Annotated in this window: 12 protein-coding genes; 9 read left to right on the top strand and 3 right to left on the bottom strand. The window is 40.3% G+C overall.

Features of this window, described 5'->3' with window-relative positions; all coding sequences use genetic code 11:
• Positions 1-541: 541 nt before the first annotated feature.
• The 6 genes from A1QC_RS09350 to recR all read left to right on the top strand — a co-directional run bounded on the left by A1QC_RS09350 (position 542) and on the right by recR (position 6,516).
• Entirely contained in the window at positions 542-1,642 is a 1,101-nt protein-coding gene (locus A1QC_RS09350) for a response regulator (protein ID WP_026025681.1), read from the top strand.
• 378 nt (positions 1,643-2,020) lie between these two features.
• The gene (locus A1QC_RS09345; protein ID WP_017023982.1) at positions 2,021-2,401 is read left to right on the top strand and encodes a DUF454 family protein; all 381 of its coding nucleotides are present in this window, start codon (positions 2,021-2,023) and stop codon (positions 2,399-2,401) included.
• Between the two features lie 90 nt (positions 2,402-2,491).
• On the top strand, positions 2,492-3,037 hold the full coding sequence (gene apt, locus A1QC_RS09340; RefSeq protein ID WP_017023981.1) for an adenine phosphoribosyltransferase: 546 nt from the start codon (positions 2,492-2,494) through the stop codon (positions 3,035-3,037).
• Positions 3,038-3,111: 74 nt separating this feature from the next.
• Positions 3,112-5,286 (top strand): DNA polymerase III subunit gamma/tau, encoded by a 2,175-nt coding sequence (gene dnaX / locus A1QC_RS09335; RefSeq protein WP_017023980.1) that lies wholly within the window; start codon positions 3,112-3,114, stop codon positions 5,284-5,286.
• A 211-nt stretch (positions 5,287-5,497) separates the two neighbouring features.
• The gene (locus A1QC_RS09330) at positions 5,498-5,827 is read left to right on the top strand and encodes a YbaB/EbfC family nucleoid-associated protein (RefSeq protein WP_026025679.1); all 330 of its coding nucleotides are present in this window, start codon (positions 5,498-5,500) and stop codon (positions 5,825-5,827) included.
• A gap of 89 nt (positions 5,828-5,916) precedes the next feature.
• A complete protein-coding gene (gene recR / locus A1QC_RS09325; RefSeq protein ID WP_017023978.1) occupies positions 5,917-6,516 on the top strand; it encodes a recombination mediator RecR in 600 nt (199 codons plus the stop codon).
• A gap of 28 nt (positions 6,517-6,544) precedes the next feature.
• On the opposite strand, the gene A1QC_RS09320 is transcribed toward recR, so the two are convergent.
• Positions 6,545-6,793, bottom strand: coding sequence for a YkgJ family cysteine cluster protein (locus A1QC_RS09320; protein WP_017023977.1), 249 nt, complete (start codon positions 6,791-6,793; stop codon positions 6,545-6,547).
• Positions 6,794-6,955: 162 nt separating this feature from the next.
• On the opposite strand from A1QC_RS09320, the gene A1QC_RS09315 reads away from it, so the two are divergent.
• Positions 6,956-7,396, top strand: a complete 441-nt coding sequence (locus tag A1QC_RS09315; protein WP_017023976.1) for a YcgN family cysteine cluster protein — start codon at positions 6,956-6,958, stop codon at positions 7,394-7,396.
• A gap of 142 nt (positions 7,397-7,538) precedes the next feature.
• Positions 7,539-8,471 carry a GGDEF domain-containing protein gene (locus tag A1QC_RS09310; protein ID WP_158006026.1) on the top strand — a complete coding sequence of 311 codons (933 nt, stop codon included), beginning with the start codon at positions 7,539-7,541 and terminating at the stop codon, positions 8,469-8,471.
• Positions 8,472-8,591: 120 nt separating this feature from the next.
• On the opposite strand, the gene A1QC_RS09305 is transcribed toward A1QC_RS09310, so the two are convergent.
• Positions 8,592-9,575, bottom strand: coding sequence for a ChaN family lipoprotein (locus A1QC_RS09305; protein ID WP_039836144.1), 984 nt, complete (start codon positions 9,573-9,575; stop codon positions 8,592-8,594).
• Positions 9,576-9,732: 157 nt separating this feature from the next.
• On the opposite strand from A1QC_RS09305, the gene A1QC_RS09300 reads away from it, so the two are divergent.
• Positions 9,733-10,464 (top strand): endonuclease, encoded by a 732-nt coding sequence (locus tag A1QC_RS09300; RefSeq protein ID WP_017023973.1) that lies wholly within the window; start codon positions 9,733-9,735, stop codon positions 10,462-10,464.
• A gap of 98 nt (positions 10,465-10,562) precedes the next feature.
• On the opposite strand, the gene A1QC_RS09295 is transcribed toward A1QC_RS09300, so the two are convergent.
• Positions 10,563-11,150, bottom strand: a complete 588-nt coding sequence (locus A1QC_RS09295) for a hypothetical protein (protein WP_017023972.1) — start codon at positions 11,148-11,150, stop codon at positions 10,563-10,565.
• Positions 11,151-11,474 lie beyond the last annotated feature (324 nt).

Below are 11,474 nucleotides of genomic sequence, written 5' to 3'. Positions count from 1 at the left end.
AACCGCTCTTCCGATCTCATTTTCCACCACTAATCGGAATAAATTTAAATCATCAAGTTTCATTATACTAGACACTTATAGGTACCTCTTTGGTTCCAGTGTAACCGAACTTCACGGAATTAGGTTGCCTCACATCAATTTATTTCTAAATTTGAAAACAATCATTGCGGTTTTGCTCACAGTTAGAATTTGAAGTTGCGGCGTTTCATTACTATTTTTATAGGAGAGCCTTTTAATTTTATAGGCGTGCTTTGGTGTGAGTGCTATTTATTTGAAAGTTCAGATAATGCGTGCGGTATTTTAGTCTAAAGCTTGGTGTGACAAGTGATACAGCCAATGTTTTTTTGTTTTTTGTTAAATGTTTCACATCAAAGAAAAAGCAATGAACAAAAATCAAGATACTGTGGTCAAATCTATCAATAAGGGCAAAAGGCAAGCTAGCTACCGTCATCGCATGGTTTGGTAATGTTAACGACTAAGTGAGCCGTTTGTTTGAATTCGCAGTTAGGAAACTAACCCATAGCTAAGAGGTTCTTCCAATATGCATAACTCAACCTCTCAACTTCAGAGAGTCAATATAGCGTTAGGTAGTTCGATGCAAACGATTATGCTAGTGGATGATGATCCTATTTTCCGAAACATGATTGCTTCATATCTGAAGTCACTTCATTACGAGGTTGTCGAAGCTCAAGATGGCTTAGAAGCCTTGCAACTATTAAGAGAGCATGTTCCCGATCTGATGATCTGTGATTTGAATATGCCGATAGTCAGTGGTGTGGAATTGGTGGAAGAGGTCAGTTGGCAGTTTCCTATGCTGCCGATGATCGTTGTTTCTGCAACCGAAGATATGGCCGACGTCGCACAGGTCCTGCGTTTTGGAATTAAAGACTTTTTAACCAAACCTATTACAAGGTTAGAGCACTTTACCGATGCGATAAAAACCACGTTAGATGAAGCGCAAAGCAATACGAGTTTTACTCGTGATTTTTCAAGCCAGTGGTTCAGAGTTGATCAATCTGGTGAAGTAGCAGAAGAAAAAGAACTGTATTGGCATCTTAATCATTTAAAAGATAATACGGTGACCGCCAGAGATTTACTTCACGCCTTACAGCCAGAAAGAGATACTCAGCAAGGTGGGTGGAAATGCAGTTATTTAGTGCTTCAATCTTCAGAAACTATGCCTTTAGTGTTTGATTATTCTTGGTTAATGGATGGTCGGTTTGCTTTTTATTTAGTGGACTCTTCTGCTGGAGGAGAAAACGGAGTAGGAACGGCACTATTGGTGCGCGCGTTATTCAATGATTTTATTCGAACTCGAAAGCGATGCCACTCCGATTTGAAAGATTTGGCAGATGCGGTGGAAAAAGGCATTAGTTGCACTCAGTGCGCTGATTCTATTCCCGCTATTTTTGGTATCGCTGATATGGTTGAAGGGACGATTTCTATTTTACCCGCGGGTTTAAAAAGTCATTGGATTCAACAGGGAAAAAACCAAGCAATTGAAACGGGGATCAAGTTAGGCGAAGGTTGCACTAAGAATTTTGTCACTAGTGACTTACCCATGAAGAAAGGTGGGGAATTGGTTCTTAGCGAGCTTGGGGTTCGTAGTTTTAAACTAACTATAAAGAACCTAGTATGTTGATAGAGGGTGTTTGTTCTTAAGTTGGTTATAGCGGTTTACATAATATTCAAGCCGCTAATAATACTGGTCTAGGGCAATAAAATAGAAAGTTGTGAGCTGTTAGTGTTTTTATTGTCAATAACCTTACACTCTGTATGTTTTTGTTAACTTCGGCTTAGATTATATTAGCTCCTCAAATTTTTATTTCGAGGGACCGACTGTGGCAGACGAAAACTTTAAAGAACCGTTTAATCTTTTTTACCTTTTAGGTATTGTTGTTGCTTTACTTTTACCAACACTTCCTGCAACACTTACATGGATTACTTTGTTAACTCAGAAGTAGTGCTGATTTAGCGCTAAGCTTATGTAAGGAACTGTCCCATCATACGTAAATTTCTATTGAATGCTGTTGGTGGCTTAGCGCTTATTTTAGGAATTCTGGGTATTTTCCTTCCTTTACTCCCGACGACACCTTTTCTACTTCTTGCGAGCGCCTGCTTTATGAGAAGTAATGAAAAATTTCATCATTGGATCCATCATCATCCTCACCTTGGTCCGATTATTAATAATTGGAATACGCATAAAGCAGTAAGTTCTGCGATGAAAAAACGTGGTTTTATTCTGCTCACCATTAGTTTTCTATTTTCATTCATTATGATGCCTATTTGGTGGATGAGATTAGGAGTGGTCGCTGGATTTGCAGTGCTTTTCTTTTTCTTTTATCGCTTGCCTGTCCATGATCCGGTTTCAGATGTTGCTGAGGCTGATGAAAATCACTAACATACCTGTCATTACTAGTATTAAATCATTACGGCACGAGTGAGGGATGGTAAAATCATCCTAAGCTTCAATAACTAAAAGAACCTCATTATGACGACTGACACCACTGCATTTATTCGCGCTAGCATTAAAACTATTCCTGATTATCCTAAGAAGGGGATTTTATTTCGTGATGTGACGAGTTTGATGGAAGATCCTAAAGCTTATCAAGCGACCATTCAGCTTTTGGTTGAGAAATACCAGTCAATGGGATTCACCAAAGTAGTGGGAACGGAAGCTCGAGGGTTCTTATTTGGCGCGCCTCTGGCTTTAGAGCTAGGCTTAGGTTTTGTTCCTGTTCGTAAGCCCGGTAAATTACCACGTGAAACGGTGTCACAATCTTATGAGTTAGAATATGGCACTGATGTACTAGAAATTCATGTTGATGCAATTCAAGCTGGTGATAAGGTTTTGGTTGTTGATGATCTATTAGCGACGGGTGGTACCATTGAAGCAACGGTGAAATTGATCCGCCAATTAGGTGGTGAAGTTTCTCATGCGGCGTTTGTGATTAATCTTCCAGAGATCGGCGGCGAAGAGAAATTAGAAAAATTGGGTTTAGATGTTTACAGTATTTGTGAGTTTGATGGGCATTAATACGCACCGTATTACTTATGCTTGTCGTTCTTAAAAATGAGCAAACAGTTAGAATCATTTAACCGGAATTATTAATGAGTTATTTAGCGTTAGCAAGAAAATGGCGACCTACAAAATTTGAAAATGTAGTCGGACAAAGCCATGTTATTACTGCATTAGAGAATGCTTTGAAGCAGAATCGTTTGCATCACGCTTATTTATTCAGCGGTACGCGCGGTGTGGGTAAAACCTCAATTGGTCGACTGTTTGCTAAAGGTCTTAACTGTGAAACAGGCATTACTGACAACCCATGTGGTGTGTGTGATAGCTGTGTTGAGATAGACCAAGGTCGTTATGTCGATTTGCTTGAAATTGATGCGGCGTCTCGAACTAAAGTTGAGGATACCCGCGAGCTATTGGATAATGTGCAATACAAGCCTGCTCGTGGTCGCTTTAAGGTTTATTTAATTGATGAAGTTCACATGCTTTCACGACATAGCTTCAATGCTTTGCTGAAAACATTAGAAGAACCGCCTGAGTACGTTAAATTTCTATTAGCAACGACGGATCCTCAAAAGCTGCCGGTTACGATTTTATCGCGCTGCCTACAGTTTCATTTAAAACCAATCAGCTCGGATCAAATTCACGAACAGCTTAATTTTGTGCTTGGTGAAGAAAAGATCACTTCTGAGGCAAGAGCGCTAAGTCTTATTGCTCATGCGGCAGATGGCAGTATGCGTGATGCCCTGAGTTTGTCTGATCAAGCGATTGCATTGGGTAACGGCCATGTTGACAGCGCGACCGTAGCCAATATGCTTGGCACATTAGATACTGAGCAAGCGTTATTGTTATTAGAAGCGATCAGCAGCAAACAGCCTCAAGTGGCAATGGATTGTTTAAATCATTTAGCCTCTAATGGTATTGCTTGGGATGGCTTATTAAAAGAGCTCAGCGCTCAATTGCACCGTATTGCCATGTATCAAGCGCTACCCGCTAGCCTAGATAAAGAACAGCCAGATGCCGAGCGTGTTGAATTACTCAGTCAATCGTTAAGCCCTCAAGATGTTCAACTGTATTATCAAATGACGCTGAAAGGTCGACAAGATTTATCATTGTCGCCGAGTGAAAAAATGGCAGCAGAAATGCTGGTGTTAAGAATGTTGGCATTTCGCCCAGCTCAAATGGTGAATGCTAATCCAATAGTGGCTTCTGCTCCTCAGACAATGACGGTTCCTGTTATGGAATCAAAACGTTCAATGGTTGCCAATACAACGACTGCTCAGCCTTCAACTCCAATGGCTTCTCAAGCAGCGCCTCCTGTTCAAAATGCGCAGACGCCACGACCAATGTCATCACCTTTAACGGCTAATCCAATAAAGCCGCAACCACGTAATGAGTCAGTACCGGTTGCCAATCAGATGGATTCAAGTGATTATTCAGCGGCAAGCCATGCACCTAAACAAGCTTTGCCTTCTGCAGAGCCTCAACCTGCTCCGAGCAAGCCATCAGAAGCGTCAGCTTCACCATTAACTGGCTTAAGGCATCAGCTGCGTAGTAAGCGCGAAAATTTGCGTGATGCATCGGCAGGGAATGATCCGCTAAAAAAGGGTAATGCGACGTCTGTTAATTCCGCTAAAACGTCAGTGCTAGATCGTATTGCCAGTAAGCATACGGCTGCAGCAGTTGAAGCGGTGCAGGGGTCGCCAATATCATCCAATGGTACACCTATTTCAGGGGCGGGTAAGGGAGAGGATAATAATGAGCCTTATCAATGGAAGCCGTCTCAACCAGAAGCGTTTGTTACTGAAAATAACGAGCTTACCCCAACACAAATTAAACGCGCATTAGAGCACGTTAAAACGCCTGAAATGATTGAAAAACTATTGCATGAATCGGTTGAGCAAGACCCTTGGAGTGCGATCATTCAAAAACTGAATACGCCCAAGTTGGTAGAGCAGCTCGCGCTGAACTCAACCTATGTTAAACAGGATGAAACCATTACCTTAATACTGCGTTCGGAACAGGCTCATTTGAATACACCGAAAGCACAACAAGATCTTGTCGACGCATTATCACAACACTTTCAGCAAACTTGTGAGCTCGTGATTCAAACTGGAGAGGGTGGAATTACGCCATTAGAGCTGCGGGAGAAATTGTATCAAGATAAGTTAAAACAAGCTTTTGAAAGCCTTGCCGCTGATCCTAATATTCAATTTTTCCAAAAACGATTTGCGGCAGATATTGATAATGATAGTGTTCGCCCTGTCTAGCGATGGGCATAGCAATTATTTGAAGGCTATTTTTAGATCAGGCCTTAAAATGTGAGCCTAGGGATAAAGTTGAGTGAGTAAAGGGTTGAAAGTTTATATTTTCAACCCAATTATATACTCAAGTAACTTGGGTATATAAGTATTAATGCCATTGAACTTAGCTGAATTTCAATGGAAATCTATTATTTTAGTGAACAGACGAGAGATTAACATGTTTGGTAAAGGCGGAATGGGCAATATGATGAAGCAAGCCCAGCAAATGCAAGAGCGTATGCAAAAGCTTCAAGAAGAAATCGCCAATATGGAAGTAATTGGTGAGTCAGGCGCAGGTCTTGTAAAAGTGACCATTACTGGCAGCCATAGTGTTCGTCGTGTTGATATAGATGAAAGCTTGATGGAAGACGATAAAGAAATGCTGGAAGACTTGATTGCAGCAGCTTTCAATGATGCCGCTCGTCGTATTGATGAAACCCAAAAAGAAAAAATGGCTGGCGTGACTGGTGGAATGCAATTACCACCAGGTATGAAAATGCCATTTTAATCCATACGCTAAGTATTGGTTAAAGAGTCGAAGTGTATTATCAAGCTGCAGCTTATCAGGCTGCAGTTTTACGTTGAAAAGAGAAGTGAATGCGAACGAGCAGCATGTTAGAACAATTGATGGAAGCCTTGCGTTGTTTACCGGGTGTTGGACCTAAATCGGCACAAAGAATGGCTTTTCATTTATTACAACGAAATCGTAAAGGTGGGCTACAGCTTGCTGAAGCATTATCGCAAGCGATGACAGAAATTGGTCATTGCGATCAATGCCGTACATTCACAGAACAAGATACATGCCATATTTGTACTAACCCTAAACGCCAATCCAATGGGCAAATGTGCGTGGTAGAAACGCCAGCTGATATCGCGGCTATTGAAGCCACTGGCCAATATTCTGGTCGTTACTTTGTGCTCATGGGTCACTTATCACCTTTAGATGGCATAGGCCCAAGTGATATTGGTTTGGATTTGTTGGACTATCGTTTGGCGCAAGGTGATATTGAAGAAGTGATCCTGGCGACTAACCCAACGGTTGAAGGGGAAGCAACGGCACACTACATCGCTCAGCTTTGTAAGGCACATGAAGTGAACGCAAGTCGTATTGCTCATGGTGTGCCAATGGGTGGAGAGCTTGAATTAGTTGATGGAACGACGCTTTCACATTCATTATTAGGTCGTTTGAAACTTTAACACTAATAACGCTTTCAAAGATCAGAGTTTACGTTATAGATTCTAATTCAGTGATGATCTGAATCGCTTGCTCTGATGTTTCACCACAAATAGCGGTTTCTGGTTTGAAATGATGACAGACTGCAGGGCGATCTGGTAATCCAAACAGTTTGCATAAGTTGTCGTCATTGAGCTGAATACAGCGTACACCAGCAGGCTTTCCATTCGGCATGCCTGGAATCGGCGATGAAATACTTGGAGCGATACAACACGCACCACATCCTAATCGACAATCCATATAACCTCATACCCTACATATCAAAATGGGCGCAGATAGTAGCAAAATGCCCATACAAAAAATAGTAGAACTTGAATGTTGGCGACAAAAAGCGTATAAAACGCAACCTAGTTTGAGGTAGAAACTTCATTCACATTCGAAACTGTTAAAGTAGGCACCGTTATGAATACTCCATTTTGGCAAAGCAAAACACTCCAGCAAATGAGTGAGCAAGAATGGGAGTCCTTGTGTGACGGGTGCGGAAAATGCTGTTTACATAAGTTGATGGATGAGGATAGTGATGACGTTTACTACACCAATGTCGCTTGTAGCTGGTTAAATAGCAAAACTTGTGGCTGTAAGGATTATCCTAATCGTTTTGAATCTGGCGAAGAGTGTTTAAAGCTCACCAGAGATAAAATCGATGAGTTCAATTGGTTACCAGAAACCTGCTCATACCGTTTGTTAGCTGAAGATAAGCCTTTACCTGAATGGCACCCATTAATTACCGGTTCTAAATCTGCCATGCATGCTGCCGGCGAAAGTGTGCGCAATAAAGTGGTGTATGAAATCGATGTCATAGATTGGGAAGACCACATTTTGAATCATCCTAACCGCCGTTAGAAACAATTTATACAATGGATTGTTGTATTATTCATGTTTTATTTTTATAGAGCATTGAAATTAATAATAGACTTGAGTTGGGGCCGGGCAAAAAATACTGTTGGATAAAATTACGTCAACTTCTCACATTAAGCTAGCAGAGTTGGAAAGTACTCTTAAAACAGCGGAAATTAATCTTCCTGATGCTCAAGAAATCATCCGCAGCAATGCTGGTAAAGAGGTAATGGAAAATGTGGCGCATCATTTGTCACAATTAAATAGCCAAGAGCGCCTTTTTCTTGAGCAACATAAAAGTCGTAGTAAAGAGTTAAATGCTTATATTAATACTGTGATTGCAATGGAATTTCTGGTGATGGTTTTCTTTGCTATGGCAACCTTTTCGATCATCCGTAAAAGCCTCTTTGAGCCGCTTAATAAGTTGGTTCAGGCGACTAAGAAAATGGAATCAGGCGAAAGACAAAAAATTTCCGACTTCTTGCCTAAAGATGAAATTGGTTACTTGATGACCAGTTTCTATGAAATGAGCGAAGTGATCATTGAAAGACATGAAGAATTAGAAACCAAAGCGCATACCGATGAGTTAACCGGGGTGAATAATCGCTTAGGGCTTTATGATGACATTCAAGTATCCGTTAGTTCGACTCAATCGAGTGAGGGTATTTTAACGTTATGCTTTATTGATTTGGATGGTTTCAAACAGATCAATGATACTTTAGGCCATGATTATGGTGATGAGATGCTAAAAGTAGTGGCGCAACGTTTACAAAGTAATTTGCGCAGTACCGACACGGTTTATCGTTATGGTGGGGATGAATTTGTCGTATTAATTAAAGGCATGACTACACTGAAAAAAGCCAAAGAAGTTGCATCTAGCATGATGATCGCGGTTTCAGATCCGTTGATTTATCGTGGTAAAGAATTAGAAGTGAAGTTGAGTATGGGCGTAGCATTAGCGCCAGAGCATACCGTTGATGCTGAAACTTTAGTCAAGTACGCTGATATGGCGATGTATGAATCAAAGCGTGAAGGCCTACAAAGCCCTAAATTCTTTTATGCCAATATGTTAGATAGTTAATTTGAAGTTTAGTTAACTAACACCATTCGGTATGAACACTTTACTGATAACGTATTGGTGCAAATCATTAAGCCAACAATAGAAGACCTATTGTTGGCTTTTTGTTTATTTAACCCGATGTTATTTACAATCCGTGGTTTGGCTTCGAGTACTTAATTGTTTATAGGCTTTCATGCGATTCTCCGGTTTGATGTAACGAACTGGCGGAGCGCCGACGAGTAATTGATAATCGGTGCTATTCGGCATTATCTTTTCTGTTGGAGTGATAATCGCGATAGATAAATGAGGATTGCGACGCAAAATGGCAGCGGCGGTACCTAATCCTTCTTCGGTATGAAATTTTCCGGCAATGTGCATAATTTGCTTATTTGGGTATTGTTGTAAATAAAGCACAATACTTTCAGCCATGGTTTCATCCCAAGTGGCTTGCGCTGCATATTGCCTTTCATTTTGAGCCGATGTGCCGTGGTGCATGGATGCCATGAATTTATCTTTGTAAGGTGAATCTTTGGTATTAATGCTAGTTGCAACATACCTACGCTGATCTTGAGAAAGGTTATCTAGATATGTTAATCCTTGCTTTGCAATGCACTTTACTGTCGTTTTTGGTGCATTGGCCGCGATAATATCAATTTGGTTGGATTTAGCGAGTTCAACCAATGGACGATAATCACTCTCATAATTTGGCCATGCATTCCCATCGGTAATTAAGGTTTGTTCTCCAATTTCATTATTCAAGTAATCATCCACAACATTTTGTTTATCTCGACTAAATTGCTCCATAGAAAGGGCTACGCCTCTTGATTGTGGGATAAGCGCTTTAAGTAACTGAGTTTGAAATAAATGAACACCAGCATGCGTGTGCCATTCTCCGACTAAAATCACATCGACCTTGTTGGTCTGTTGAACGAATGTCTCGATATCTATCTTGTGGTTGGACAGTGAGAATAATTGATAGTCATAAAATGTGTCGATTGATGATCCTGATGGTTTCTCGAGTGTACCTGAGCTATCGGGGGAGGGAGATAGGGTAGAGCACCCAACTAAGAAAGATAAACTTAATAGGCTAAGAGCATAAGATTTTGATTTTATCTTACTAATCATGGAGTTAATCCTTTAAGGCGGTTTTATAGATAAAGACTAACCAATATTGAAGCAAAAGACAATAAATGATAATTATTATCAATTGATGTTTTTGTAATTATAAGTATTAGAAAAGTATTAAAAAGACATTACAATGGGGGAAAATAAGGATGTAGAAATGAAGTTATTGTTTTCTCTTGTTGCCCTGTCACTCCCAGTTATGGCTCATGCCACCCCAAATACCAGTATTGATTCTTTTTCTAAAGCAAAACGCTTATTAATGGACAAAGTTTACAACCATGATTCGGTTCGACGCACTGTTTATTGTGACGTGCCATTTGATGCTAAAAAACAAACCCATTTACCGTCAGGTTTTAATGCCTCACTTTACGAATCTCGCGCTAAGCGTATTGAATTTGAGCATGTTGTGCCTGCGGAAAACTTTGGGCGTAGCTTTAAAGAATGGCGAGACGGTGATAATGCCTGCGTTAAAAATGGTAAAGCGTTTAAAGGGCGTAAGTGTGCCACCAAAGTCAGTAAAGAGTTTCGTTTGATGCAAGCGGATGGCTATAACTTGTTTGCTGCGGTGGGTAGCGTTAACGCGTACCGTTCTAATTATAATTTTCAAATGTTGTCGGGAACCAAAAGTGATTTTGGGTCATGCGATTTTCATGTTGATAGCCGAAAAGCTCAGCCACCAGAATCGGCGCGTGGATTAATTGCTCGCACATATTTATATTTTGATACGACTTATTCCAGTTTTCGTTTAAGTAAACAACAAAGTCAGCTTTTCACCGCTTGGGATAAGCAATACCCAGTTAGCCAGTTTGAATGTGATAAAGCGAAAATTGTGGAAGGGTATCAGCATAATAAGAATGTCATTCTGGATGAACGCTGTGGAAGTTTATAAAGTGTTATAGCAACTGAACTATAATCTATAGGACCGTTTCACAGTTGAGCGTGAAACGGTTCTTTATTCAGTCATTACTTAATAACTCTTCAAAATACTTACATACTTCCTGTTCGAAAAAGTATCCATAATACTTGAGTTATTAAGCAAACCCAAATATATGAAATGTTATAAACTTTATTCGTTATGCGCATTGCCCCTAAGGAACCTATAATTAATATGATTTCAGGCAATGGAAAACCGAGAGCTAAGTGAGAATAATACACCTGCCCTTTAAGCAAAGTATCGATTAAATCGACAGTTAACAGCGCTGCTACTAATCCAAAGAACCAACCTCGCCTTGCTTCCATATACCCTTTATATCCATCAAATTCTGACATATCATCTGGAAACAACATAGTAGCAAGGAAAAAGTGTAGGGCTGCATACCCAGTAACAAAGGAATACCTTGCGAAGCTCCATGTAGCTATACTTGAGAGGGTATACTCAAACCACCAGAATCGTAAAACCTCTAGAAATAGAAAGACTACCCAGCCAATATGAAGCCAATGAACACGGATACGTCCTGGGTGCTGCACGAAACGTGCTAATCCAGTTAATAGCCGAGCGACAGCAAGGCTAGTCACCATGCCCAAGATGACTCGTATATGAAAATAGGTATCGGGGTGTATGTTTTGATCAATCATAAAGACTTTTTATAACCCTGTATTTTCATGCAATGGTCTATTAGGTTAGCTTGCTCGTATCCTCTAGATATACCATCAGCAATCCCAGAACTGACAGCATCATTGATTTTTCCGTTATATTTAGGGGGCAATGCACCTGTATTTGCAGTTGCAAGTTCAGCTTGGTAAAGACATTGTTGATATGCGTCTGAAGATACTGTCGAGTCTGTTCCTGCCCGAGTGTAAGTGGGATCAGATACAGTACATGATGTGATAAAAAATATGCTAGTTATTAGCGTAATATGCTGAAGTGTCATGAGATTTTCTATATTAACATTCTAATGG

This window comes from Vibrio rumoiensis 1S-45, from assembly GCF_000286955.2.
In the GTDB taxonomy this organism is placed as follows: domain Bacteria; phylum Pseudomonadota; class Gammaproteobacteria; order Enterobacterales; family Vibrionaceae; genus Vibrio; species Vibrio rumoiensis_A.
This window is presented reverse-complemented; position numbering and strand designations above follow the sequence as displayed.

Excerpts from the sequence above, each read along its gene's own strand:
- A1QC_RS09350 (WP_026025681.1), top strand. The coding sequence starts at position 542 with ATGCATAACTCAACCTCTCAACTTCAGAGAGTCAATATAGCGTTAGGT.
- apt (WP_017023981.1), top strand. The coding sequence starts at position 2,492 with ATGACGACTGACACCACTGCATTTATTCGCGCTAGCATTAAAACTATT.
- dnaX (WP_017023980.1), top strand. The coding sequence starts at position 3,112 with ATGAGTTATTTAGCGTTAGCAAGAAAATGGCGACCTACAAAATTTGAA.
- A1QC_RS09330 (WP_026025679.1), top strand. The coding sequence starts at position 5,498 with ATGTTTGGTAAAGGCGGAATGGGCAATATGATGAAGCAAGCCCAGCAA.
- recR (WP_017023978.1), top strand. The coding sequence starts at position 5,917 with ATGCGAACGAGCAGCATGTTAGAACAATTGATGGAAGCCTTGCGTTGT.
- A1QC_RS09320 (WP_017023977.1), bottom strand. The coding sequence starts at position 6,793 with ATGGATTGTCGATTAGGATGTGGTGCGTGTTGTATCGCTCCAAGTATT.
- A1QC_RS09315 (WP_017023976.1), top strand. The coding sequence starts at position 6,956 with ATGAATACTCCATTTTGGCAAAGCAAAACACTCCAGCAAATGAGTGAG.
- A1QC_RS09305 (WP_039836144.1), bottom strand. The coding sequence starts at position 9,575 with ATGATTAGTAAGATAAAATCAAAATCTTATGCTCTTAGCCTATTAAGT.
- A1QC_RS09300 (WP_017023973.1), top strand. The coding sequence starts at position 9,733 with ATGAAGTTATTGTTTTCTCTTGTTGCCCTGTCACTCCCAGTTATGGCT.
- A1QC_RS09295 (WP_017023972.1), bottom strand. The coding sequence starts at position 11,150 with ATGATTGATCAAAACATACACCCCGATACCTATTTTCATATACGAGTC.